Below are 24,297 nucleotides of genomic sequence, written 5' to 3'. Positions count from 1 at the left end.
GGCCGATGCGGGAGAATCTGCGCCGAATTCCAAGGAACCCCACGTGCCACAGCCCGCTTTCGATCTTCAGGCCACCATTGCGCGCCTGTTCGTCTACCCCGTCAAATCATGCGCGGGGGTCGAGCTCCCCGAGGCGCTGCTGACCGAAACCGGGCTCGAGTTCGACCGCGCCTGGATGGTGGTCGATGCACAGGGCGAGTTCGTCACCCAGCGCCAGTTGCCGCGCATGGCGCTGATCAAGCCGCAGATGAAGCAGATGGAAGTGGTGCTGCGGGCGCCCGGCATGCTGGCCCTGCACCTCGCGTTCGACAAGGTCGAAAAGCCGGTGCGCGCGAAGGTCTGGAAGGACGAGGTCGCCGCCTACGACATGGGCGACATCGCCGCGCAATGGTTCAGCGACTTTCTCTCCGAGCCGGGCAAGCCGCAGACGCTGCGCCTGGTGCGCTTCGATCCTGAGCAAAAGCGCCTCTCAAGCCTGGATTGGACGGATGGCGTGGAGGCGACCAACGAGTTTGCCGACGGCTACCCGCTGCTGGTGGCCAGCGAGGGTTCGCTGGCCGAACTCAACGAGCGGCTGGCCGCCGCGGGGCACGATGCAGTCGGCATCGAACGCTTCCGCCCCAACATCGTGCTGGCCGGCATCGAGTCGCATGACGAAGACCGCGTCGACGCGCTGCACGTCGAAACAGCCGAGGGCGAGGCCGAGCTCAAGCCCGTGAAGCCCTGCACGCGCTGCCCAATTCCGGACATCGACCCGGCCACCGGCGTCAGCAGCCCCGAGGTCGGCGACATGCTGCGCACCTACCGGGCGGATGCGCGCGTCGACGGGCGGATCACCTTCGGCATGAACTGCATCGTGCTGCAGGGCGTGGAGCACATGCTCAAGGTGGGGCAGGCCGTGGGCGCGAACTATCGGTTCGAATGAAGGGCAGCCGGAAAGGCAGCCGCACGCTGCGCGGGCTGGCAGTGCTTTTGGCGGTCGTCGCGCTGGCGTCGGTGCTGCTTTTTGCCGGCAACCAGTCGCGATGGCTCCAGCCGCCTGCCGCGCGGCCCTTTTTGCTGTCCCACCGCGGCGTGCACCAGACTTTCGATGTGCGCGGCTTGCGCCGCGACACTTGCACCGCCGCTCAGATTCACACGCCGACGCATGCGTTGATCGAAAACACGCTGCCGTCGATGCGGGCAGCTTTCGACGCCGGCGCGGACATGGTGGAGTTCGATGTCCATCCCACCAAAGACGGCGCATTTGCGGTGTTCCACGACTGGACGCTCGAATGCCGAACCGAGGGGCGAGGCGTCGTGCGCGATCACACGCTGGCGCAACTGCAGGTGCTGGACGTCGGCTACGGCTATACCTCCGACGGAGGCAAGACCTATGCGTTGCGAGGTAAGGGCATCGGGTTGATGCCGAGCCTGTCGCAGGTACTGGGCGAGTTCCCGACGAGGCGCTTTCTCATTCACATGAAGAGCCGCGACGCGGAAGAAGGCCGGCTGCTTGCAGGCCGCCTCGCCGCTCTGGATGCCGTGCAGAGAAGCCGACTCGTGGTGTACGGCAGCGACGAGCCGGTCAGCGCGCTCAACCAGGCATTGCCGGACATTCGCGTCGCGCCGCGCAGTGCGCTGGTGCAGTGCCTGCTGCGCTACGCGGCGCTTGGCTGGTCGAGCTACATGCCCGAAGCATGTCGAAACGGCTTGATGCTGGTGCCGGTCAATGTGGCGCCATGGCTCTGGGGCTGGCCGCATCGGTTGCAGCGGCGGCTGGAGATGGCCGGCACCCGGCTGGTGGTGGTGGGGCCGTATGCGGGCGGCGACTTCAGCAGTGGCATCGACGACACCGAGACGCTTGCGGAGCTGCCCGCCGACTATCGCGGCGGGCTGTGGACCAATCGCATCGAGCGCATCGGTCCGGCCGTGCGCTCTCGCGTGCCGGACTGAAGCCGACGGCGGCTCAGAAGCTCACGCCGGCGATCAGCATGATGTTGGCGTAGGGCGTGCATTCGCCCGTGCGCACGATGGCGCGTGCAGCAGCGCTGCGGCGCTTGAACTCTTCGTGGGACACGGTCTGCGGCGCAATGCCAAGCGATTGCGGATACCAGGCGGGCAGGGCCTTGGCGCCGTTCAGGGCCTCGTCGGCCACCACCACGCTCTCGACTTGCATCTCCGACAGAACGGCTTGAAGCACATCGGTGAGCAGCGGCACACCGCGCGTCACCGCAAGATCGATGCGCCGCGGACCATCGGGAATCGGCAGGCCCGCATCGCCGATCACCAGCATGTCGCCGTGGCCCAGCGAGGCGATGACCTGGGAGAGTTCGGCGTTGAGCAGGGCGGTACGTTTCACAGCGCGGTCCAGTCGGGGGGCATCGGGCTCCGCAGCACGGCGTCGCGCTGCGGGATGGAAGGTTGGGCGCCGGGCTGCTGAATGCACAGCGCGGCGGCACGGATGCCCAGGCGCACGGCTTCGTCGAACGATTGGCCTTCGCCCAATGCAACCGCCAGCGCACCGAGGAAGGTGTCGCCGGCCGCGGTGGTGTCGACCGCCTGCACTTTGGGTGCGGGATGATGGCGCGCGCCGTTGGCGTCGACGGCCACAGCGCCGCGCGCACCGAGCGTGACGACCACGCGCGCGACGCCTCTGGCACGCAAGGCCTGGCCGGCCAGGGCGGCTTCCGGGGGGCTGTCGGCGACCTGTCCGCACAGCGCCTCGGCTTCGATTTCGTTGACGACCAGCGTATCGATGCGCGGCCACAGCGGCTCGGCGATGGGCTGCACCGGCGACGGGTTGAGCAGCACCTTGCAGCCTGCGTCGTGCGCCACCGTGATGGCACGGGCGACCTGGTCCATCGGTGTCTCGAACTGCGCCACCAGAAAGGCGGCGCCTTGCAGCTGTTGCCGCAGCGCCGCCTCGTCGATCTCTACCTTTGCGTTGGCGCCGGGGATCATCACGATGCGGTTCTGGCCGCTGTCCTCCACCAGGATCAGCGCCGTGCCGGTGGGCTGGCTGCCATCCGTGCGCAGTGCGGCGGTGTCGATGCCGTCTTGCGTGAGCGCGGCGCGCAATGCTTGGCCGTGCGCGTCGTTGCCGACGCAGCCGATCATGCTGACCCTGCCGCCTTCGCGCGCACAGCTCACGGCCTGGTTGGCGCCCTTGCCGCCGGGAATGTGGGCGATCGAGCGACCCAGCAGGGTTTCGCCGGCGGACGGCGCCTGCGGCACGCGCAGCACGATGTCCATGTTCAGGCTGCCGAGCACCACGATGCGCGGCTGCTGCTGCGCAGCGCTGGGAGAAGAAGGCTGGGAACTCACGGGGCGCGGGACTTTCGGTTTTCCGTTGGAGAAGAAGCAGGCGTGGTGGCAGGAGCGGGCGCGGCCGCCTCGCGGAAGCTGGCATGCCGCGCCGTCGAGGCGCGCACGCGCAGCTCGGGCTGCAGCACCACCTTGCGCGCATCGCGCCGCTTGCCGCCCACGCGCTCCAGCAGCATGTCGACCGCCAGTGCGCCGATGCGCTCCTTGGGTTGCGCCACGGTGGTGAGCGGCGGGCTGGTGTAGGCCGAGAGTTCGATGTCGTCGAAGCCGACGATCGACAGGTCGTCGGGCACATGCACGCCGCTTTCATGCGCCGCGCGCAGGGCGCCGATGGCCATCAGGTCGTTGCACACGAACACGGCCGAAAGCGCCTGCTCGGTACGCAGGATGGCGTGCATCGCCTCATAGCCGCCCTGGCTCGTGAAGCCGCCGCGCCACAGTAGCGCATCGGCGTTCGGCGTGGCGCCGTTCTCGGCCAGCGCCATGCGCCAGCCTTCGATGCGCTGCTCGCTCGGCATCACGCCCACCGGCCCGCCAATGCAGGCAATGCGCTTGTGACCGAGCGACAGCAGGTGCCGCACCGCGAGCAGGCCGCCCTGCATGTGGGCGGTTTCCACCAGGTCGCAGGCCGGGTCCGCAATCTCGCGGTCGACCAGCACCGTGGGAATGCGCAGGCCGTGCAGTTGGGTGACCAGCGAGTCGTCGTCGCCCGCGCCCGTGGACACCACGATCAGTCCGTCGATGCGGCGCTCGGCCAGCACCTGCAGGTACACGCTCTGGCGGCGGGGCTCGTCGTCGGTATTGCACAGCACCAGCGTGTAGCCGGCGCCAAAGCAGCGGTCTTCCACGATGCGCACGATCTCGGCAAAGTACGGATTCGAGCTGTTCGGAATCAGCATGCCCAGCGTCGACGTGGTGTTGCTCTTCAGGCTGCGCGCCATCGCGTTGGGCACGTAGCCCAGTTCGCGGATGGCCTGCTCCACGCGCTCGCGCCCCTTGGCGCTCACGTGGCGCGTGTCGTTGACCACATGCGAGACGGTGGTAACCGAAACTCCCGCGCGCAGCGCGACGTCCTTGATGGTGGCCATGGCGTGTTCCCTTTTTTCTTGAAGGCGTCAGGCCAGGCGGCGGTCGGCCCGGCGCTGGCGCAAGGTGTCGATGATCACCGCAACCACGATCACCGCGCCGGTGATGATGCGCTTGCTCGGCTCGCTCGCACCCACTTGTGCGAGCCCGGCTTCGAGCACCGCGATGATGAGCACGCCGAAGAAGGTGTTGACCACCGAGCCGCGTCCGCCCATGAGGCTGGTGCCGCCGATCACCACGGCCGCGATCACCTGCAGCTCGATGCCGACGCCGGCATTCGGGTCGGCCGCCTCGAGCCGTGCCGACTGCATCAGCCCCGCCAGCCCGGCCAGCAGGCCGGTGGCGGCAAACACGATGATGCGGATCGGCCGCGGGTCGATGCCGGCAAGCCGCATGGCTTCTTCATTGGTGCCGATGCCCACCACATGCCGGCCGAACACCGTGCGCGTGAGCACCAGCTGGCCCGCAACCACCAGCACCACCGCCAGCACGAAAGCCGCCGAAATGCCGCCGACCCAGGGCGCAGCCAAGCCGGAGATCGCGTCGCCCACGTACTGCGTGCGCGAATCGGTCACCAGGTACGCACCGCCGCGTACCGCTTCGAGCATGCCCAGCGAAACGATGAAGCTCGGAAGGCGCCATGCGACCGACACCGCGCCCGTGACCGTGCCGCATACCAGCCCGGTCGCCAGGCCCAGCGCGGCAGCCACGGGCACCGGGAGCTGCCACTGCAGGATGGCCGCGGCCGTGACCGCGGCGCTGAGTGCGAGCACCGAGCCCACCGAAAGATCGATGCCCGCGATGATCAGCACGAAGGTCATGCCGACGGCCATCACCGCCAACGCGGGAATTTCGTTGGCAATGGAAATGAAGGTTTCGCGGGTAAAGAAGTACTCGCTCAGCGAACCGAAAAGCACGACCATGCCCACGAGCACGACCGTGAGGCCAAGATAGGTGCCCAACTGGCCCTTGAGAGCGGAGGGTTGGGCGGATGTAGCGGCGGCTGCGTTCATGGTGTCTGGGAGGAGGCCGGTCGGGCCGTATTCGAATCGGAAATGGCGGCTCCCGCCATCGGAGCCGTCGGCGAGGTGGCGCGTCCTGCCGCGTCGCTGAATGCGGCGGCGAGCAGCGATTGTTCGCTCCATTGACCGCGCTCGAACACTGCGACCAATCGGCCGGCGCTCATCACGCCGATGCGGTCGCACATCGCCATCAGCTCGCGCAGGTCGCTCGACACCATCAGGAGCGCCTTGCCGGCCTCGGTCATGCGGTCGAGCTCGGCATAGAGATCGGCGCGCGCGCCCACGTCCACGCCGCGCGTGGGCTCGTCCAGAAGCAGCACCTTGCATTCGCGGTGCAGCCAGCGCGCGAAAACCACCTTCTGCTGATTGCCGCCGCTCAGCGTGGCAACGGGCTGCTCGATGCTGCGCGAGCGGATGCGCAGCAGGTCCACCAGCCGTTTGGCGATGCCACGCTCCTTGGCGCGCTGCAGCCAGCCGGCGTGCGAGATGGCGCCCAGGTCGCTCAATGTGGCGTTGACGCGAATCGGCTGCGTGAGCAACAGGCCTTGCGACTTGCGATCTTCAGTCACCAGGCCGATGCCCGCGCGAATGGCCTGCATCGGCGACCGCCAGCCCTTGGGCGCGCGCTGCACCGGCTGCGTGCTGGCGATGCCGTCGTAGAGAAGAATTTCGCCGCGGTCGGCACGGTCCGCGCCGAACAGCAGACGCACCAGCTCCGTCCGGCCCGAGCCGACCAAGCCGGCCAAGCCCATGACTTCGCCCGCATGCAGGTCGATGTCCACGCCCTGCACGACCTCAGCGCGGCCGATGCCGCGTGCGCTCAGCAAGACGGGGCCGGCCACGCGGCGGTCGCGCCCTTCGTGCTCGTGCACCGCGCGGCCCACCATGCGCTGCACCAGTTCGGATTCACGCACGCCGGCCATCGGGCGCACGTCGACCAGCCGGCCGTCGCGCAGCACCGCCACGCGGTCGGCAATGCGCTGCAATTCCTCCAGCCGGTGCGACACATAGACGATGGCCACACCGCGCGCCTTGAGCAGTTCGATCTGCTCGAAGAGGTGCGAGGTTTCGCGGGGCGTGAGCATGGCGGTGGGCTCGTCGAGCACCAGCACGCGCGTGTCGTCCTGCAGGTTGCGCGCAATCTCGACCATCTGCTGCTGGCCGATCCCGAGCCGCGCGACGGGCGTGGCCGGGGCGATGTTCTGCATGCCGATTTTCGCGAGCTGCTGCGCGGCCAGTTCGTGCAGCTTGCCGCGGCGGATCCAGCCCGTCTGGTTGGGCAACCGGTCGAGCAGCAGGTTCTCGGCCACCGACAGCGTGTTGACCAGCCCCAGTTCCTGCATGACCATTCGCACGCCCAGCCGCTCGGCGTCGCGGCGCGAGGCGGGCTGGAACGGTGCGCCGCCCAGCAGCATCTGGCCGCGCGTCGGCTGCACCAGGCCGCAGACGATTTTCGACAGCGTGCTTTTGCCGGCACCGTTCTCGCCCGTGAGCGCTAGAACCTCGCCGGCATTCAGCTCCAGCGAAACGTCGTCGAGCACCGGCGCCGCATAGTCCTTGCCAAGCGCGCTCAGCGAGAGCGCGGACGTATTGCGACGGGCGTCAGTCACGATGACCACCTCAGTCCAGAAACACCGAGGAACCGGCTTTGCCGGGCCTCAGGTGTTGCCCCCGGTAGGGGGTTGGCGAAGCGACACGAAGTGCGCGAAGACTGGGGGCGAGCAACATTACTTCGCGGACGACTTGGTGACCAGCACCACGTCGGTCTTCACTTCGGCCGGCATGCTCGACTGCGGCTTTTTCTCGGCCAGCGCCTTGAGCGCGGTCTCGATGCCGAACACCGCCTGCTTGGCCGCGAACTGGTCGGCGGTGGCAAGCACCCGGCCGTCCTTCAGCATCGGCTTGATGGCGCCGATGTTGTCGTAGCCCACCACCAGCACCTTGCCGGTCTTGCCCGCGGCCTTGACGGCAGCCACCGCGCCGAGCGCCATGCTGTCGTTGCCCGCGAGCAGCGCTTTCAGGTCGGGGTGCTCGCGCATCATGCCGGCGGCCACCGTGTTGCCCTTGTCGATTTCCCACTGGCCCGACTGCACACCCACCACCGTCACGCCGGCAGCCTTCATCGCGTCCTGGTAGCCGAGGGTGCGCTGCTGCGCATTGAAGGTGGTCGAAACGCCTTCGATGATGCCGACCTTGTCGCCCGCCTTCAGGCTCTTGGCCAGCTCGTCGCCGACCAGCTTGGCGCCGGCACGGTTGTCCGGGCCGACGAAGGGCACCTGGATGCCCTTTTCCTTCAGCGCGGCGGCGTCGAACTGGTTGTCGATGTTGACTACCAGGATGCCCCGGTCGATGGCCGCCTTGACCACCGGCACCAGCGCCTTCGAATCGGCTGGCGCAATGACCAGCGCATTGATCTTCTGCGCCATCATCTGCTCGACCATCTTGATCTGGGCGGCCGTGTCGGTCTCGTCCTTGATGCCGTTGGCCACCAGCGTGTATTGCGAGGCGTTGGCTTTCTGGTGCGCCTTGGCGCCGTCTTCCATGGTGCGGAAGAATTCGTTGGCCAGCGACTTCATGACCAGCGCCACCTTGGGTTTTTCCTGGGCGAGGGCGGGCGTGACGGCAAAGGCGCCCAGCAACGTCAGTGCGGCTGCGCTTTGCAGCGTACGGCGGGTGAACTTCATGGGATGTGTCTCCTGAGGTGGTTGAGCGGGCGCCGGTCTTGGCCGGGGGGTCCGATAATAACGAACGAAAACGTTTGCGCAAACGTTTGCTTCCTGGGTTTAACCCTGATCAGCCGGAGCCGTCTTGCAAACCCGGCAAGCAGCGCCCAAGCCGGGTCGCCTAAAATCGTGGGTTACCCAGAGGACCCCCCATGAGTTTGCAATGCGGCATCGTCGGCCTGCCCAACGTCGGTAAATCCACCCTTTTCAATGCGTTGACCAAGGCCGGTATCGCAGCGGAAAACTATCCGTTCTGCACCATCGAACCCAACGTGGGCGTGGTGGAAGTGCCCGATCCGCGGCTCGCGCAGCTCAGCGAGATCGTCAAGCCCGAGCGCGTGGTGCCCGCCATCGTCGAGTTCGTCGACATTGCCGGCCTGGTGGCCGGTGCCAGCACGGGCGAGGGCCTGGGCAACAAGTTTCTTGCGCACATCCGCGAAACCGACGCGACGGTGAACGTGGTGCGCTGCTTCGACGACGAGAACGTGATCCACGTGGCCGGCAAGGTCGACCCGATCTCCGACATCGAAGTGATCCAGACCGAGCTCTGCCTAGCCGACCTGGCCACGGTGGAGAAGGCGCTGCACCGCCACACCAAGGTGGCCCGCTCGGGCGACAAGGACGCGCAAAAGCTCGTCGGCCTGCTCGAGCGCTGCCAGGCCGCGCTGAACGAGAACACGCCGGTGCGCGCGCTAGAGTTCACCAAGGAAGAGCAGCCGCTGGTCAAGAGCTTCACGCTCATCACCGCCAAGCCCGCGATGTTCGTCGGCAACGTGGCCGAAGACGGCTTCGAGAACAACCCGTACCTCGACCGCCTGCGCGAGTACGCGGCCAAGCAGGGCGCACCCGTGGTCGCCATCTGCGCCAAGATCGAAGCCGACCTGGCCGAGATGGACGACGAAGACAAGAAGATGTTCCTCGCCGAAATCGGCCAGGACGAACCGGGCCTGAACCGCCTGATCCGCGCGGCGTTCAAGCTGCTGGGCCTGCAGACCTACTTCACCGCCGGCGTGAAGGAGGTGCGCGCCTGGACCATCCACATCGGCGACACCGGCCCGCAGGCGGCCGGCGTGATTCACGGCGACTTCGAAAAGGGCTACATCCGCGCCCAGACCATCGCGTTCGAGGACTACATCGCCTACAAGGGCGAGCAGGGCGCGAAGGACGCGGGCAAGATGCGTTCGGAAGGCAAGGAATACGTCGTGAAAGACGGCGACGTGATGAACTTCCTGTTTTCGAGCTGATTCGAGCGAACTCACAGCTGGATCAATTGTTCGGCTGTGTGTGTGCCCTGAGAGTGAGGAAAGTTATGAACCTGTGGAATAGATATCCTGGTGCGCGTTGGTGGAAGTTTGACTTCCACACGCACACGCCAGCATCCAAAGACACGGGTGCTTGGCAGACCGCTATGGGCACGCCACAGGAGTTGACGCCGGAAGCCTGGTTGCGGAGGTACATGGCCGCAGAGATCGACTGCATCGCCGTGACCGATCACAACAGCGGTGAATGGATCGACAAGCTGAAGACGGCCTACGCAACGATGAAGCAGGCCGACGCGGCCGGCACCTCGCTGGCGGGCTTTCGAGAGCTGCATTTGTTCCCTGGCGTCGAAATCTCCGTGCAAGGCGGGATCCACTTGCTGGCGATTTTTGACCCGACAGCCAACGCATCGACCATCGCGAGCGTGCTGGGAGGTGTGGGCTTCCCCGCGCATCTGCATGGAGAAACCGACGACAAAGAGGGTGCAGCAATCACCCGAGAATCTTTGCTGCAGGTGATTGAAGAGGTTCAACGGTGTGGCGGAATCGCCATTCCGGCTCACGTCGATGATGGTGGGAAAGGCTTGCTCCGACTCGCACCTGGCACTAGACGCTGCACCCTCGAGGCGGCCATGGTCAAGCAAGCGCTGCAAGCGCCCGGATTGTTGGCACTGGAATGGAAGACGGGCCGCCCCGCATACCCTTCGATCTGGGACGAGATAAAGCCAAATCTCGCCAGTGTGGTCGGCAGCGATTGCCACTCCTTTCAGGGCGTGGCTGTCCCTGGCTCGCGCTACACATGGATCAAGATGGCCGCCCCGCCCGATTTGGAAGGCTTGCGCCTCGCCTTGTTGGACGGTCAAGGTGTGTCGGTTCGTCGCAGTGACGACGGCGATGATTTCAAGCCATTCAGAACTCCGGAACATTTCATTGAATCCATCGAAATCACGGACGCTCGATTCATGGGACGGCGCACGCCCGCCGTACTAGCTTGCAATCCCTATTTCAATGCGTTGATTGGTGGCCGAGGAACAGGCAAATCGACCGTCGTGCACGCCTTGCGATTGGCATACCGGCGAGAGAAAGAACTCCCCGTGGGCTCGGAGGCTGGTCAGACCTTTGCCCGATTCAGCAAGGTGGCGAAGAGTCGTGTCGATGAGGGTGGGCTGCGCGCAGAGACAAAAATTTGTATCCAGGTCTGCAGGGATGGCATCAGCTACCGCCTGCTCTGGGCGCAAGACGGTCAAGGGTTCGTCGTCGAGGAGTGGGACGAGACAGCGAGGGCATTCAAACCATCGACCAGTCAGGCCATCAACGAACAGCGCTTCCCGATTCGGTTGTTCAGCCAGGGGCAAATCGCAGCGCTGGCGGGCGACAGCCAGCAAGCCCTGCTGAAGGTCATCGATGATGCTGCGGCTACTGGCACGCAGCAGGCAGCATTGGACGAGGCCAAGCAAGCCTTCTTCGCAACGCGTGCTCAGCGGCGTGAACTGGATGGAAAACTACGGGCCCGTGATGCACTGGTGGTGAGCCTGCAGGACGTTCATCGCAAACTCGCGCGCTTCGAAGAAGCTGACCATGCTGTGATTCTGAAGAACTATCAGCGGACCAGTCGGCAAAGCCGTGAGGTTGAGCGTCAGTTCGAGGGCGCGGCCAACTTGGCCAGCCGATTCAAAGCCTTTGCGCAGGAGTTGGTGGCGGAAGATTTGCCCGATGGACTTTTCGACCCCATCGCAGACGAGCCTGTGCTGCAATTGATCCATAAGCTTCAAGCTGCGATCACAACGGTGCGTTCAGAAGTCGAGCGGGCCGCCACAACCCTTGACGAGCGGAGTCGGGTACTTCAAGCGGAGTTCAACGGTTCTGGCTGGATGGCACAAGCGGTCGAAGCAAGGTCTGCCTACGACAGGCTGAAGGCCGACCTGCAGCAACAGGGCGTGGACGATCCAAGTGAGTACGGCCGGCTGGTTCAGGAGAAGCAGCGCTTGGACACCGAGATCAAGCGTCTGGATTCGCTGCAGAAGCAGCGTGACGGCCTCGAAGAAAAAGCAAAGGTACAAATTGCCGAGGTCCAGGCCGCGCGGCAAGCGATCAGCGCTCGCCGAGTCGAATTCCTGCAGCCCACGCTCGAAGGCAACCCGCATGTGCGGATGGCGCTAAAGCCATTTGACAGCCAGCCGAATGAAATCGAGCGCTCACTCAGAGAGCTACTGGACATCACCGACGGGCGGTTTGTGAAAGACATCTACCGCGAGGACGGTGCAATCGGACCGGAAGGGTTGGTCGCAGAAATTGCAGGCAGTCAAGACAAGCTGGCCGCAATTGAGAGCGTGCAGCACCAACTTCTGCAAGCTTGCAGCGGTGTCGGAGCGTTAGGCGCCGACATTCGCAACCGCCTACAGAGAGCGGTACTCTCAAAGCCAGAGTTGGTTGACCACATCCTTTGCTGGTTCCCAGAGGATGGGCTGCAAGTCGAATACAGCCGAAAGGGTGATGGCCGTGACTTCCAATCGATCGGACAGGCATCTGCCGGACAGCGCGCCGCAGCCATGCTCGCGTTTCTGTTAGCCCATGGCAACGAGCCCTTGGTGCTTGATCAACCTGAAGACGATCTGGATAACCATCTGATCTATGGCCTCGTCGTTCAGCAGATTCGCTCCAACAAATTGCGTCGTCAGCTCATCATCGTGACCCATAACCCGAACATCGTCGTAAATGGGGATGCCGAGATGATCTATGCACTGGAGTTTGACAAAGGCGAGTGTCGTGTCAAAGAGAAAGGCTCACTGCAAGACCAGAAGATGCGGGATGAAGTTTGCCAGGTGATGGAGGGCGGCAAAGAGGCATTCGAGCGCCGCTACCAACGGCTGGGAAGGGAGGTCTAAAGTGTTTGATAACGTGGCTGAACTGCTCGAAAAAATCCGCCTCGGCGAAGATTCATTCATCGAGTTCAAGGAGGTGCGATTTGCCGGGCAACGCGTAAATGCCCCGCATCGTGACTCGCTGGCCGATGAACTGGCGGCCTTTGCGAATGGCCGGGGCGGCGTTTGTGTGCTGGGCGTGGACGACGCGCGCGAGGTGATCGGTGTGCCCCTGGATCGTCTTGATCTGGTGGAGGACTTTGTCCGGCAATTGTGTTTGGACATCGTCAGTCCGCCGCTTGCACCAGTGATTGAGCGCTTGACCTTGCCCAGTAGCACTGGCGAGCAGATTCCGGTGCTGAAGGTCGATGTTTCGGGAAGCCTCTTTGTGCACAGAAGCCCCGGTGGCTATTTCCATCGTGTCGGTAGTGCCAAGCGCGAAATGGCACCTGACTACCTGGCGCGTTTGTTCCAGCAGCGCAGTCAGGCTCGCATCATCAGGTTCGACGAACAGCCGGTACCGAGAGCGACGCTCGACGACTTGGCTGCCCCGCTGTGGCAGCGCTTTGCCAGTACTCGCGTTCAGGACACGAGAGACGTGTTGCTTGACAAGCTCGCGATGGCCAGGCCCGACGCAGATGGCACAGCTCGACCGACCATTACCGGCGTTTTGATGGCGAGCCCTGACCCACGCCGTTGGTTGCCGAATGCCTTCATTCAAGCCGTGGCCTATCGCGGAACGGATGTGCTGCCTCAAGGAGATGCCGTCTACCAACTGGATGCTCAAGACATTTCCGGTCCGCTCGATGCCCAGGTGCTCGCGGCTTGCCACTTCGTCAAGAAGAACATGCGGGTCTTTGCCAGCAAGGAGATGGGGCGACACGATCTGCCGCAGTACGAGCTGTCGGCGGTTTTTGAGGCCTTGGTCAATGCGGTGGCACACCGGGACTACTCGATCCACGGTGCGAAGATCCGGTTGCGAATGTTTGCCGACAGACTGGAGCTCTATTCGCCAGGGACCATTCCCAACACCATGACGGTGGAAAGCTTGCCGTACAGGCAAGCAGCGCGAAACGAGGCCGTCACCAGCCTGCTGGCCAAGTGCGCAGTGCCTGACGGGGATCAAGAGTTCACTGGCCGTAGCGCCATGATGGACAAGCGCGGGGAGGGCGTTCAGATCATCCTGGACAGCAGCGAACGCTTGTCAGGCAAGCGCCCTGTTTTCAGCCTGGTAGATGAGTCAGAACTGCTGCTCGTGATTCCAGCCGCCCAACCGGCTGACGCCGTGCAGCAAGTGCTGCCGCGGTAATCCCCTTCATCCTCCTCGGCACCCCCGCCCATGCTCACCGTCCATCACCTCAACAACTCGCGCTCGCAGCGCGTGCTGTGGCTTCTCGAAGAACTCGGGCTGCCTTACGAGATCGTTCACTACCAGCGCGATCCGAAGACCATGTTGGCGCCCGCTTCGCTGCGGGCCGTTCATCCGCTGGGCAAGTCGCCGGTGGTCACGACGGACGACGGCCTTACGCTGGCGGAATCGGGCGCGATCATCGAGACGGTGATCGAGCGCTACGGCAACGGCCGGCTGGCACCGGCGCCGGGCACGCCCGAGGCGCTGCGCTACCGCTATTGGATGCATTTCGCGGAGGGCACGGCCATGTCGCCGCTGCTGCTCAAGCTGGTGTTCGACAAGATCGAGCGCAGCAAGATGCCTTTCTTCGTGAAGCCGATTGCAAAAATGATTTCGGGCAAGGCCAAGGCGGCCATCGTCATGCCCAACATCGAGAGCCACCTGAATTACATGGAAGCCGAGCTCGGCAAGAGCGAATGGTTTGCCGGCAATGAGTTCACGGGGGCCGACATCCAGATGAGCTTTCCCGTCGAAGCGTCGCAGGCACGCGGCGGCCTGGATGCAAAGCGGCCCAGGCTCATGGCCTACCTGGAGCGCATTTATGCGCGCCCGGCCTACCGGCGTGCGCTGGAACGCGGCGGCCCCTACGATCTGTTGAGCTGAACTTGACCGGGGAGCGCCGGCTCCGGCTACCCCGGAAAGATGTAGAGCAGCGCCACGGTCATGCACACGTAGCGCAAGAATTTGCCGATGAGCATGTAACCGAGGCATGGCCAGAACGGCAGCTTGAGCCAACCCGCCACCGCGCAGAGCGGATCGCCCACGATCGGCAGCCAGCTCAAGAGACACGCCTTGGGGCCGAGCCGCTCCAGCCAGCTCAATACGCGCACATGATGTTTCGAGTGCGAGTATTTGTCTGCGACCTTGTGCGCGCCGTAGCCTATCCACCAGTCGACCGCACCGCCCAGTGTGTTGCCCGCCGTCGCCACCAGCACTGCCGGCCAGAACAGTTCGGGGTTGAGCTTGAGCAAGCCGAACAGAATGGGCTCGGAGCCCACCGGCAGCAGCGTGGCCGAGACAAAGGCCGCGATGAACAGCGTGGAGAGTCCGAATTGCGGAAGCGCGAGTAGCGCCAGAAGAGCGTCGAGCCAGGCTTGCATAAGGTGAAATGAGTCGACGCAGTATAGGTAGCCCGCCTGCCTATACGGGTCGGAGAAAGCGCCGAAGCCGCCGGGTTTTATGCCCCTACCCCAGGCGCAAATCGTTTCAGTCGCCGAAATCCCGCGTGGCTACAATCGTGCCTCATTTTTCAGCAGCCGAACTCGCGACGCTTTCTCCTCCATGACCCTGCAGATCGGCACTCACACGCTGGAAAACCGCCTGTTCGCCGCGCCGATGGCCGGCGTGACGGACCGGCCTTTCCGCATGCTGTGCCGCCAGCTGGGTGCGGGCTATGCGGTCAGCGAGATGGTGACCTCGCGCAAGGACCTGTGGAACACGCTCAAGACATCGCGCCGCGCCAACCATGACGGCGAGCCCGGCCCCATCGCGGTGCAGATTGCCGGAACCGATGCGGCCATGATGGCCGAGGCCACGGTCTACAACATCGAGCGTGGCGCGCAGATCATCGACATCAACATGGGCTGCCCGGCCAAGAAAGTCTGCAACAAGTGGGCCGGGTCCGCGTTGATGCGCGACGAGCCGCTGGCGCGCGAGATCGTGCAGGCGGTGGTGAATGCGGCGCAGCCCTTCAACGTGCCGGTCACACTCAAGATGCGCACCGGCTGGAGCCAGGAGCACCGCAATGCGGTGAGGCTCGCGCGCGATTTCGAATCGGCGGGCGTGCAGATGCTCACCGTGCATGGCCGCACCCGCGAGCAAGGCTACAAGGGCAACGCCGAGTACGACACCATTGCCGCCGTGAAGGCCGCGGTGCGCATTCCCGTGGTGGCCAACGGCGACATCAATTCACCGGAGAAGGCGCGCGACGTGCTCGCGGCCACTGGCGCCGATGCGGTGATGATCGGCCGCGCAGCGCAAGGCCGGCCCTGGATCTTCCGCGAGATTTCTCACTTTCTTGCAACGGGTACGCATCTTGCGCCGCCGCTCGTCATCGAGGTTCGCCGCTTGCTGCTCGATCATCTGGTGGAGCACTATGCGCTGTACGGCGAGTTCAGCGGCGTGCGCACTGCGCGCAAGCACATCGGCTGGTATGTGCGTACGCTTGCGGACGGCGAAGCCTTCCGCGCGCAGATGAACACCATCGAAGATTCCGCCGCGCAGCTGCGTGCGGTCGGCGATTATTTCGACGGGTTGGCGGACCGCATGGACCGCATGCCCGTGCACCAGGCGGCCGAAGAGCTGTCCGGTGAAGAGGAGGCGGCCTGCGCCGCTGATTGAGAGAGAAGAAGAGAAGAAAAAACATGAGCAAGAAACACATCGAGGACTGCGTTCGTACCAGTCTGGACAGCTACTTTCGCGATTTGCGCGGCACCGAACCCGACGGCATGTACGAGATGCTCGTGCGCGTGGTCGAGAAACCCTTGCTCGATGTCGTGATGACGCGCGCCGAGGGTAACCAGTCGAAGGCTGCGCAATGGTTGGGCCTGAATCGCAACACGCTTCGCAAGAAGCTGGTTGAACACAAACTTTTGAAATAACTACACGGCATATTCCATGGCCCAGACCGCACTCATCTCCGTCTCCGACAAAACCGGCATCCTCGAATTCGCGCAAGCGCTGCATGGACTTGGCATCAAGCTCTTGTCCACCGGCGGCACCGCCAAGCTGCTGGCCGATGCCGGCCTGCCGGTCACCGAAGTGGCCGACCACACCGGTTTTCCCGAAATGCTCGATGGCCGCGTGAAGACGCTGCATCCCAAGATTCATGGCGGCCTGCTGGCGCGCCGCGACCTGCCCGCGCACGTGGCGGCCATCAAGGAACACGGCATCGACACCATCGACCTGCTGGTGGTCAATCTCTATCCGTTCGAAGCCACGGTGGCCAAGGCCGGCTGCACGCTCGAAGACGCAATCGAGAACATCGACATCGGCGGACCGGCGATGGTGCGCAGCGCGGCCAAGAACTGGAAAGACGTGGGCGTGCTGACCGACGCCTCGCAATACCCCGTGGCGCTGGCCGAGCTCCAGGCCGGTGGCAAGCTCAGCGACAAGACCAAGTTCGCGTTCTCGGTGGCCGCGTTCAACCGCATCGCCGACTACGACGGCGCCATCAGCGACTACCTTTCGGCCATCGACTTCGAGGCCAGCATCGGCCAGCCTTCGCCCACGCGCTCGCTGTTCCCTGCGCAAAGCAACGGCCGCTTCGTGAAGGTGCAGGACCTGCGCTATGGCGAGAACCCGCACCAGCAGGCCGCGTTCTACCGCGACCTGCATCCGGCGCCGGGCTCGCTCGTGTCGGCGAAGCAATTGCAGGGCAAGGAGCTCAGCTACAACAACATCGCCGATGCGGACGCCGCATGGGAATGCGTGAAGAGCTTCGACGTGCCGGCCTGCGTGATCGTGAAGCACGCCAACCCGTGCGGCGTGGCCGTGGGCGCGGACGCGCTCGAGGCCTACAGCAAGGCGTTCAAGACTGATCCGACCTCGGCCTTCGGCGGCATCATCGCCTTCAATCGCCCGGTGGACCTTGCCACTGCGCAGGCCGTCAACAAGCAGTTCGTCGAAGTGCTGATGGCGCCGGGCTATACGCCCGAGGCGCTCGAGGTGTTCCAGGCGACCAAGGCCAAGCTCAACGTGCGCGTGCTCGAAATCGCCCTGCCCAAGGGTGGAGCCACCGACTGGGACAACGGCCGCAACGCCATGGACGTGAAGCGCGTCGGTTCGGGCCTGTTGCTCCAGACCGCTGACAACCACGAGCTCGCGGCCAGCGACCTTAAGGTGGTCACCAAGAAGCAACCCACGCCAGAGCAGCTGCAAGACCTGCTGTTCGCATGGAAGGTTGCCAAGTACGTGAAGAGCAACGCCATCGTGTTCTGCGCCGGCGGCATGACCATGGGCGTGGGCGCGGGCCAGATGAGCCGCCTCGATTCGGCGCGCATCGCGAGCATCAAGGCCGAGCATGCGGGCCTGTCGCTCAAGGACACAGCGGTGGCGAGCGATGCGTTCTTCCCGTTCCGCGACGGCCTCGACGTGGTGGTCGACGCCGGCGCGAGCTGCGTCATTCAGCCCGGTGGTTCGATGCGCGACCAGGAAGTGATCGACGCGGCCGACGAGCGCGGCGTGGTCATGGTGCTTTCGGGCGTGCGCCACTTCCGCCACTGAGCGCCAACGCCCATGCGCCCGTCTGGGCGAAGGCCGGGCTGCTCGCCAGCGTTTCGCTGGCGGACAGCCCGGCTTTTTTATGGGCCGCAGGTTCGGCTAACGGGGCGCGGAGGCCTTGAAGATCTGCCTCGCGGCTTCGATCGTGGCGGCAATGTCGTCGTCGCTGTGCGCGGCGCTCACAAAGCCCGCTTCGTACAGCGCCGGTGCGATGTACACGCCGCGGTTGAGCAGGCCGTGGAACAGCGCGTTGAACTTTGCGTTGTCGGTGGTCATCACCGTGGCGTAGTTCTGCGGCAGCTCGTTCATCAGGAAGAAGCCGAACATGCCGCCTTCGCTGTCGGCGTTGAAGGGCTGGCCTTCGGCCGCGGCGGCAGTCTTGAGGCCTTCGACCAGCGACTGCGTTTTCTTCGACAGCGCTTCATAGAAGCCGGGCTTGGCAATTTCCTTCAGCGTGGCCAAACCGCAGGCCGTGGCGACGGGATTGCCCGAGAGCGTGCCCGCCTGGTAGACGGGGCCCAGCGGCGCAAGCTGTTCCATGATGGCGCGCGGGCCGCCGAAGGCCGCGAGCGGCATGCCGCCGCCGATGACCTTGCCGAGCACCGTGAGGTCGGGCGTGATGCCCAGCACGCCTTGCGCACCGTGCAGGCCGACGCGAAAACCGGTCATCACTTCGTCGAAGACCAGCAGCGCGCCGTGCTGCGTGCACAGGTCGCGGCAGCGCTTGGCAAATTCGGCCGTGGCGCGCACGAAGTTCATGTTGCCGGCAATCGCCTCGATCATCAGGCAGGCGATGTCGTTGCCGTGCAGCGCAAAGGCTTCTTCGAGTTGCGTGATGTTGTTGTACTCGAGCACCAGCGTGTGCTGCGTCACCTCGGGCGGCACGCCGGCCGAGGTGGGGTGGCCAAAAGTGGCCAGGCCCGAGCCGGCCTTGACCAGCAGCGCATCGGCATGGCCATGGTAGCAGCCTTCGAACTTGATGATGTGCTTGCGGCCCGTAGCGCCGCGCGCCAGGCGCAGCGCGCTCATCGCGGCTTCGGTGCCCGAGCTCACGAGCCGCACCATCTCCATCGACGGCACCAGCGCGAGGATGGCTTCGGCCAATTCGATCTCGCGCTCGGTAGGCGCGCCGTACGAGAAGCCCTCGAGCACGGCCTTCTGCACCGCCTCCACGACGACTGGGTGGCCATGGCCGAGGATCATCGGCCCCCACGATCCGATGTAGTCGATGTAGCGCTTGTCGTTGGCGTCCCAGAAGTAGGCGCCTTCGGCACGGCGGATGAAGCGCGGCGTGCCGCCTACGGCCTTGAAGGCGCGCACGGGCGAATTGACGCCGCCGGGAATGACGGCGCGGGCGCGGTCGAAAAAAATGTCGTTTTGGTCAGCGTTTGGCATCAATGTCTGGTGTCGTGAGGGGGCAGGGCAAAGTCTGGGGAGGCGTCGGGGTCTTCACCGTCGTCTTCGTCGTCTTCGGGCTCGGCCCAGAACAGGCGGTCGGGCAGCACATGGCCCATGCCGGGCCTGAAGCCCGCGTCGAGGCAGCGGTCCATGTAGGCCAGGGCTTCAGTGGTGGCGGCCACCAGGTCGGTGCCGCTCGCGAGCAGGGCAGCCAGTGCGGCCGACAAGGTGTCGCCGGCACCGGCAAAAACGGCTTCGAGCCGCTCGTATTTCTCGCTGGCGAGCACTGACTGCGGGGAGGCCAGCACGTTGTCGATGAACTGGTCGGGCAGCACCATGCCGGTTACCAGCGTGTAGGGCACGCCGAACTCCCCCGCCGCCTTGGCAATGTCGCGCGCGCCGGGCGGACGGTCGCCGCTCCAGTCGGGAAGCAGCCACCGCCACAGCGTGCTGTGGTTTCCAACCAACACTGTGGCCTGCGGCAAAAGTAACTCCCGGAAGGCATCCAGATAGGGCTCTATCAGGTTCTCGTCCCACCAGGAAAGGTTGGGCATATAGGCCACCAGCGGCACTTCCGGATAGTCGGAGGCGGTCTCGGCGATGGTGCTCAGTGTGTCGGGGCTGCCCACAAAGCCTACCTTGATGAGCTGGACTTCCACGTCCTCGAGGATGGCGCGCGCCTGTTCGGCCACGGCCTCCTCGTCGAAGGCGAAATGGTCGAATATCTCGGCCGTGTCGCGGGCGTACGCCCCTGTCACCACGGGAAGCATGTGGGCGCCCACCGACGCCATGGCCAGCGCATCGGCGCCCAGGCCGCCGGCGCCGCTCGGATCGCTGGCGTTGAAGACCAGCACGCAGGGCGGATTCAGGTCGCGTTCGGCAACCTCTTCGGCGTCCGCGGAGGGGTCGTTAAGATCGCCCGGTTTGCGGGCGTTGTCTGCTGGATGTAAGTAAATGGTCATACGCCGGGCAAAATCCCCTGGATGGTGGCATGGGCGCGACGTTTACCGTCCGCCAGTGAGATACGCATAGATACACTCGTTGCATTTAATGAACAAGGACTTTAAGCTCCGATGAATACGAAAACTTGGATGTGCCTGATTTGTGGGTGGATCTATGACGAAGCGGTTGGTGTGCCGGAGGACGGCATCGCGGCAGGCACGGCCTGGGCCGATGTCCCGATGAACTGGACCTGTCCTGAGTGCGGTGCGCGCAAGGAAGACTTCGAAATGGTTGAAATCTGAAGAGCATGGCATAGGGCTACGCGATTTGCGTCGATGTACGGCGCGGCGGGCATCCAAGTCTCATCTCAGCAGGAGTGTGTGCAATGGGGCCGAATGGATCAGGTTACAAGGTGCTTGTCATCGATGACAGCAATACGATCCGGCGCAGTGCCGAAATATTTCTGAAGCAGGGCGGGCACGAGGTTCTTCTGGCGGAAGACGGCTTTGACGCGCTCTCGAAAATCAACGATCACAAGCCGCATCTGATTTTCTGCGACATCCTGATGCCCCGCCTGGACGGTTATCAGACCTGCGCCATCATCAAGCGCAACGCTCAATTCTCCAATGTTCCGGTCGTGATGCTCTCTTCGAAAGACGGCGTCTTCGACAAGGCTCGCGGCCGCATGGTCGGGTCGCAGGACTACCTGACCAAACCTTTCACCAAAGACCAGCTGCTGCAGGCCGTGCAGCAGTTTGGCATTGTTCAACAGGAAGTGCAGTAATGCCCATTCGAAAAATCCTCGTCGTCGACGACTCCAAGACGGAACTGGTGTTCCTGTCAGACCTGCTCCGCAAGAACGGCTTTGCCGTCAAGACCGCCGAAAACGCCGACGACGCCATGCGCCGTCTCGAGGAAGAACAGCCCGACCTGATCCTCATGGACGTGGTCATGCCCGGCCAGAACGGCTTCCAGCTGACGCGCGCGATTGCCCGCGACCCGAAGTACGGCACCATCCCGATCATCCTGTGCACCAGCAAGAACCAGGAAACCGATCGCGTCTGGGGCATGCGCCAGGGCGCTCGCGACTACATCGTGAAGCCGGTCAACGAGGCCGACCTGATGTCGAAGATCACCGCGCTCGCCTGAGCTGGAGCCGACCGAGTCCATGGCGAATCGCGACGCTCTCCGAGCCTTCCAGTCCCGGCTAGCAAGCCGCCTGCAGGCCGCACGCACGACTGGCGTCGCCGCCACGTGGCTCGCGGTCGAGGCGGGAGAGGGCAAGTACCTCTTTCCTCTCGGCCACGCGGGCGAAATTTTTCCCTGGACGCCCCCGCAGCCCGTGCCTTACACGGCGCCCTGGTTCCTTGGCGTTGCCAACCTGCGCGGCGGCCTCTTCGGCGTGGTGCAGCTGTCGGCATTCGCCTCGGGCGTTCCAAGCGGACCGGCCGCCACCGAGGCGGCCCGCATGCAATCGCGGCTCGTTGCCCTCAACGAGCTGCTCGAAGTCAACTGCGCATTGCTGGTCGACCGACTGGCGGGGTTGCGCGGCGCCGAGGCCTTCACGGCCGCGGAGCCGCCAAGCGCAGAAGCACCCGCGTGGCTGGGGCATCTGTACACCGATGCGGCGGGTGAGCGCTGGCAGGAAATCAACCTGCAGGCGCTTTCGCAGCAACCCGAGTTTTTGAGTATTGGCGCCTAGTGCTTATGCACAGCCCAGAGACAACCACCCTGAAGGACCGACCGTGAGCTCGATCGCCGACAAGTTCAAGAAATTACTGCCCGCGAACAGCGGCAACGAAAAGGCCCGCGTCGACGGTTCAGGTTCCACCTTGTCGCTCGACGATGCCGATACGGTGCAGGCGCTGGACGAGAAGACCGTCCGCCTGGCCCGAAAACAAGGCCGCTCCGCCGCCGACCCCGCGCCTACCGGCTTTGCCGACGGCGGCGCGCTGCCTCCCAGCGAAGCAGCCAACGAGGCGGGCGCAGGCCCGCTCGACGAAGCACAGGCCGCAGCCGCCAAGGCAGACTCCAGGCCGGCGCGCCAGCAGCGGATCCTGGCGATCATGCTGGCCGTGGTGGTGCTGCTGCTGCTGCTGGTAGCCGGCTCCGCCATTCTTCGCGCCGAGCGCCTCGCGCAACAGGTGGCCGCCACCGGCCAGTCGCTGATGCAGTCGCAGCGTCTCGCCAAATCGATTTCCCAGGCTCTCGTGGGCAGCGCGCCCGCGTTCGTCGAAGTGAAGGACAGCGCCGACGACCTCACGCGCCGCGTGCAGGGCCTGACCAACGGCGACGATGCCCTGCGCCTCGAGCGCGTGGGCAACCAGTACGACGAGGACATGGCCAAGATCAACCCGCTGGTCGCCCGTGCGGATGCCAGCGCCAAGGTCGTGCTGTCCCAGCGCCAGATCCTGACCCAGGTGGGCGCCGCCTTGCGCGACATCAACCAGCAGTCGTCCGCGCTGCTCGAAATGACGGAAACCGTCGCTTCGCTGAAGATGCAGCAGAACGCCACGCTGCCTGAAATCTCGGCCGCCGGCCAACTCGTGATGCTGACCCAGCGCATCGGCAAGTCGACCAACGAATTCTTCACGGTCGAAGGCGTGAACCCCGACGCCGTGTTCCTGCTCGGCAAGGACCTGAACACCTTCCAGGAAACCACCCGCGGGCTGCTCGACGGCAATGCGCAGCAGCGTTTCCCCGGCTCGAAAGACCCGCAAACGCGCCAGCAGCTCGAAGCCATCCTGAAGACCTACGAGCAGATGCGCACGCAGGCCTCCGCCATTCTGGGCAACCTGCAGGGCCTGGTGGCCGCGCGCGAAGCGCAGGCTTCCATCCTGACCGACAGCGAACCGCTGCGCAAGTCGCTCGGCGAGCTGCAGGACAAACTCTCCGCACGCACCGGCCTGGGCGCCGGAACCATCGTGCTGCTGTTCGTGCTGTCGCTGGCCGCCCTGGCTCTTGCCGGCGCCATCGGTTTCGTGCAGGTGCGCGAAGGCCGCGAACGCGCCGCCATCGCCGAGCGCGAACGTCTTGCGGCCGAACAGGCCAGCGACGAGGCCGGCCGCATCAACAACGCCAACCAGGCCGCCATTCTTCGGCTGATGAACGAACTGCAGACAGTGGCCGAAGGCGACCTGACGCAGGAAGCGACCGTGACCGAGGACATCACCGGCGCCATTGCCGACTCGGTGAACTACACGGTGGAAGAACTGCGACTGCTGGTGGGCAACGTGCAGAACACGGCAACCCGCGTGGCACAGACGACGTCGCAGGTGGAAAGCACCTCGACCGAACTGCTCGCCGCCTCGACCGAACAGCTGCGCGAAATTCGCGAAACCGGCCAGTCGGTGCTGACCATGGCCGAGCGAATCAACGGCGTGTCGTCGCAAGCGCAAGAGTCCGCCACGGTGGCGCGCCAGTCGCTGCAAGCCGCATCGTCGGGCCTGCAGGCTGTGCAGAACGCCATCGGCGGTATGAACTCCATCCGCGACCAGATTCAGGAAACCTCCAAGCGGATCAAGCGCCTGGGCGAATCCTCGCAGGAGATCGGCGAAATCACCGAGCTGATCTCGGACATTACCGAACAGACGAACGTGCTGGCGCTGAACGCCGCCATTCAGGCCGCATCGGCCGGTGAAGCCGGTCGCGGCTTCTCGGTGGTGGCGGAAGAAGTGCAACGGCTGGCCGAACGCTCCGCAGACGCCACGCGCCAGATTTCGGCGCTGGTGAAGGCCATTCAGACCGACACGCAGGATGCGGTGGGCGCCATGGAGCGTTCCACGCAGGGTGTGGTCGAAGGGGCCAAGCTGTCCGACAATGCCGGTACCGCACTGACGGAGATTGACCGCGTGTCGCGCCGCCTTGCAGAACTGATTGAACAGATTTCGCAATCCGCCTCCCGCGAAGCCGATTCGGCCAACGTGGTGGCTGCCAACATCCAGCACATTTTTGCGGTGACCGAGCAGACCGGAGAAGGTACCCGTACCACCGCCCAGCAGGTGCGCGAGCTTTCGCAGATGGCCGAAGAACTGCGCCGCTCCGTCGCCCGTTTCAAAATTGCCTGAC

General features: G+C 64.6%; 23 protein-coding genes. 14 read left to right on the top strand and 9 right to left on the bottom strand.

The window, feature by feature from the left end; translation table 11 throughout:
• Positions 1 to 43: 43 nt before the first annotated feature.
• Positions 44 to 925 carry an MOSC domain-containing protein gene (locus tag EJI00_RS20895; RefSeq protein WP_126749401.1) on the top strand — a complete coding sequence of 294 codons (882 nt, stop codon included), beginning with the start codon at positions 44 to 46 and terminating at the stop codon, positions 923 to 925.
• Positions 922 to 1,935 (top strand): glycerophosphodiester phosphodiesterase family protein, encoded by a 1,014-nt coding sequence (locus EJI00_RS20890; protein WP_126749400.1) that lies wholly within the window; start codon positions 922 to 924, stop codon positions 1,933 to 1,935. Before EJI00_RS20895 ends, EJI00_RS20890 begins: the two co-directional genes overlap by 4 nt.
• A gap of 13 nt (positions 1,936 to 1,948) precedes the next feature.
• Here EJI00_RS20890 and rbsD read toward each other — a convergent pair whose 3' ends face one another.
• From rbsD to EJI00_RS20860, 6 genes are all read right to left on the bottom strand, one after another.
• Entirely contained in the window at positions 1,949 to 2,341 is a 393-nt protein-coding gene (gene rbsD / locus EJI00_RS20885) for a D-ribose pyranase (RefSeq protein ID WP_126749399.1), read from the bottom strand.
• A complete protein-coding gene (gene rbsK, locus EJI00_RS20880) occupies positions 2,338 to 3,306 on the bottom strand; it encodes a ribokinase (RefSeq protein WP_126749398.1) in 969 nt (322 codons plus the stop codon). Before rbsK ends, rbsD begins: the two co-directional genes overlap by 4 nt.
• The gene (locus EJI00_RS20875) at positions 3,303 to 4,394 is read right to left on the bottom strand and encodes a LacI family DNA-binding transcriptional regulator (RefSeq protein ID WP_126749397.1); all 1,092 of its coding nucleotides are present in this window, start codon (positions 4,392 to 4,394) and stop codon (positions 3,303 to 3,305) included. The genes rbsK and EJI00_RS20875 overlap by 4 nt, the downstream gene beginning before the upstream one ends.
• 27 nt (positions 4,395 to 4,421) lie before the next feature.
• Positions 4,422 to 5,405 (bottom strand): ABC transporter permease, encoded by a 984-nt coding sequence (locus EJI00_RS20870; RefSeq protein ID WP_126749396.1) that lies wholly within the window; start codon positions 5,403 to 5,405, stop codon positions 4,422 to 4,424.
• Positions 5,402 to 7,033: a sugar ABC transporter ATP-binding protein gene (locus EJI00_RS20865; RefSeq protein WP_126749395.1), complete on the bottom strand. Its 1,632-nt coding sequence runs from the start codon at positions 7,031 to 7,033 to the stop codon at positions 5,402 to 5,404. Before EJI00_RS20865 ends, EJI00_RS20870 begins: the two co-directional genes overlap by 4 nt.
• Before the next feature lie 108 nt (positions 7,034 to 7,141).
• The gene (locus tag EJI00_RS20860; protein ID WP_126749394.1) at positions 7,142 to 8,098 is read right to left on the bottom strand and encodes a sugar ABC transporter substrate-binding protein; all 957 of its coding nucleotides are present in this window, start codon (positions 8,096 to 8,098) and stop codon (positions 7,142 to 7,144) included.
• 191 nt (positions 8,099 to 8,289) lie between these two features.
• Here EJI00_RS20860 and ychF point away from each other — a divergent pair, with 191 nt between their 5' ends.
• The 4 genes from ychF (at position 8,290) to EJI00_RS20840 (ending at position 14,271) form a co-directional block, all read left to right on the top strand.
• Positions 8,290 to 9,381: a redox-regulated ATPase YchF gene (ychF, locus tag EJI00_RS20855; RefSeq protein ID WP_126749393.1), complete on the top strand. Its 1,092-nt coding sequence runs from the start codon at positions 8,290 to 8,292 to the stop codon at positions 9,379 to 9,381.
• Between the two features lie 65 nt (positions 9,382 to 9,446).
• The gene (locus tag EJI00_RS20850) at positions 9,447 to 12,281 is read left to right on the top strand and encodes a TrlF family AAA-like ATPase (protein WP_126749392.1); all 2,835 of its coding nucleotides are present in this window, start codon (positions 9,447 to 9,449) and stop codon (positions 12,279 to 12,281) included.
• A 13-nt stretch (positions 12,282 to 12,294) separates the two neighbouring features.
• Complete coding sequence (locus EJI00_RS20845; RefSeq protein ID WP_260590797.1) at positions 12,295 to 13,566, top strand: ATP-binding protein; 1,272 nt, start codon at positions 12,295 to 12,297, stop codon at positions 13,564 to 13,566.
• A gap of 30 nt (positions 13,567 to 13,596) precedes the next feature.
• Positions 13,597 to 14,271 carry a glutathione S-transferase gene (locus EJI00_RS20840; RefSeq protein ID WP_126749390.1) on the top strand — a complete coding sequence of 225 codons (675 nt, stop codon included), beginning with the start codon at positions 13,597 to 13,599 and terminating at the stop codon, positions 14,269 to 14,271.
• Positions 14,272 to 14,297: 26 nt separating this feature from the next.
• On the opposite strand, the gene EJI00_RS20835 is transcribed toward EJI00_RS20840, so the two are convergent.
• Positions 14,298 to 14,768 (bottom strand): YqaA family protein, encoded by a 471-nt coding sequence (locus tag EJI00_RS20835; RefSeq protein ID WP_126749389.1) that lies wholly within the window; start codon positions 14,766 to 14,768, stop codon positions 14,298 to 14,300.
• Between the two features lie 181 nt (positions 14,769 to 14,949).
• On the opposite strand from EJI00_RS20835, the gene dusB reads away from it, so the two are divergent.
• The 3 genes from dusB to purH are packed head-to-tail and all read left to right on the top strand — an operon-like array spanning position 14,950 to position 17,892.
• Positions 14,950 to 16,008, top strand: coding sequence for a tRNA dihydrouridine synthase DusB (gene dusB / locus EJI00_RS20830; protein ID WP_126749388.1), 1,059 nt, complete (start codon positions 14,950 to 14,952; stop codon positions 16,006 to 16,008).
• Between the two features lie 23 nt (positions 16,009 to 16,031).
• The gene (locus EJI00_RS20825) at positions 16,032 to 16,268 is read left to right on the top strand and encodes a Fis family transcriptional regulator (RefSeq protein ID WP_007838304.1); all 237 of its coding nucleotides are present in this window, start codon (positions 16,032 to 16,034) and stop codon (positions 16,266 to 16,268) included.
• Between the two features lie 16 nt (positions 16,269 to 16,284).
• The gene (gene purH / locus EJI00_RS20820; protein WP_126749387.1) at positions 16,285 to 17,892 is read left to right on the top strand and encodes a bifunctional phosphoribosylaminoimidazolecarboxamide formyltransferase/IMP cyclohydrolase; all 1,608 of its coding nucleotides are present in this window, start codon (positions 16,285 to 16,287) and stop codon (positions 17,890 to 17,892) included.
• Positions 17,893 to 17,988: 96 nt separating this feature from the next.
• Here purH and hemL read toward each other — a convergent pair whose 3' ends face one another.
• Positions 17,989 to 19,284 (bottom strand): glutamate-1-semialdehyde 2,1-aminomutase, encoded by a 1,296-nt coding sequence (hemL, locus tag EJI00_RS20815; protein ID WP_126749386.1) that lies wholly within the window; start codon positions 19,282 to 19,284, stop codon positions 17,989 to 17,991.
• Complete coding sequence (locus tag EJI00_RS20810) at positions 19,284 to 20,249, bottom strand: hydroxymethylpyrimidine/phosphomethylpyrimidine kinase (protein ID WP_126749385.1); 966 nt, start codon at positions 20,247 to 20,249, stop codon at positions 19,284 to 19,286. The genes hemL and EJI00_RS20810 overlap by 1 nt, the downstream gene beginning before the upstream one ends.
• Before the next feature lie 111 nt (positions 20,250 to 20,360).
• On the opposite strand from EJI00_RS20810, the gene EJI00_RS20805 reads away from it, so the two are divergent.
• The 5 genes from EJI00_RS20805 (at position 20,361) to EJI00_RS20785 (ending at position 24,296) form a co-directional block, all read left to right on the top strand.
• Positions 20,361 to 20,531: a rubredoxin gene (locus tag EJI00_RS20805; RefSeq protein ID WP_007838397.1), complete on the top strand. Its 171-nt coding sequence runs from the start codon at positions 20,361 to 20,363 to the stop codon at positions 20,529 to 20,531.
• Positions 20,532 to 20,614: 83 nt separating this feature from the next.
• A complete protein-coding gene (locus EJI00_RS20800; RefSeq protein ID WP_126749384.1) occupies positions 20,615 to 21,013 on the top strand; it encodes a PleD family two-component system response regulator in 399 nt (132 codons plus the stop codon).
• Positions 21,013 to 21,378 carry a PleD family two-component system response regulator gene (locus EJI00_RS20795; protein ID WP_126749383.1) on the top strand — a complete coding sequence of 122 codons (366 nt, stop codon included), beginning with the start codon at positions 21,013 to 21,015 and terminating at the stop codon, positions 21,376 to 21,378. The genes EJI00_RS20800 and EJI00_RS20795 overlap by 1 nt, the downstream gene beginning before the upstream one ends.
• Before the next feature lie 19 nt (positions 21,379 to 21,397).
• A complete protein-coding gene (locus tag EJI00_RS20790; protein WP_126749382.1) occupies positions 21,398 to 21,931 on the top strand; it encodes a chemotaxis protein CheW in 534 nt (177 codons plus the stop codon).
• Positions 21,932 to 21,974: 43 nt separating this feature from the next.
• Positions 21,975 to 24,296, top strand: coding sequence for a methyl-accepting chemotaxis protein (locus tag EJI00_RS20785; protein WP_126749381.1), 2,322 nt, complete (start codon positions 21,975 to 21,977; stop codon positions 24,294 to 24,296).
• Position 24,297 lies beyond the last annotated feature (1 nt).

The organism is Variovorax sp. DXTD-1, from assembly GCF_003984625.1.
Classification (GTDB): Bacteria; Pseudomonadota; Gammaproteobacteria; order Burkholderiales; family Burkholderiaceae_C; genus Variovorax.
The sequence above is the reverse complement of the archived record's forward strand: the minus strand, read 5'-3'. Positions and strand labels throughout refer to the sequence as shown.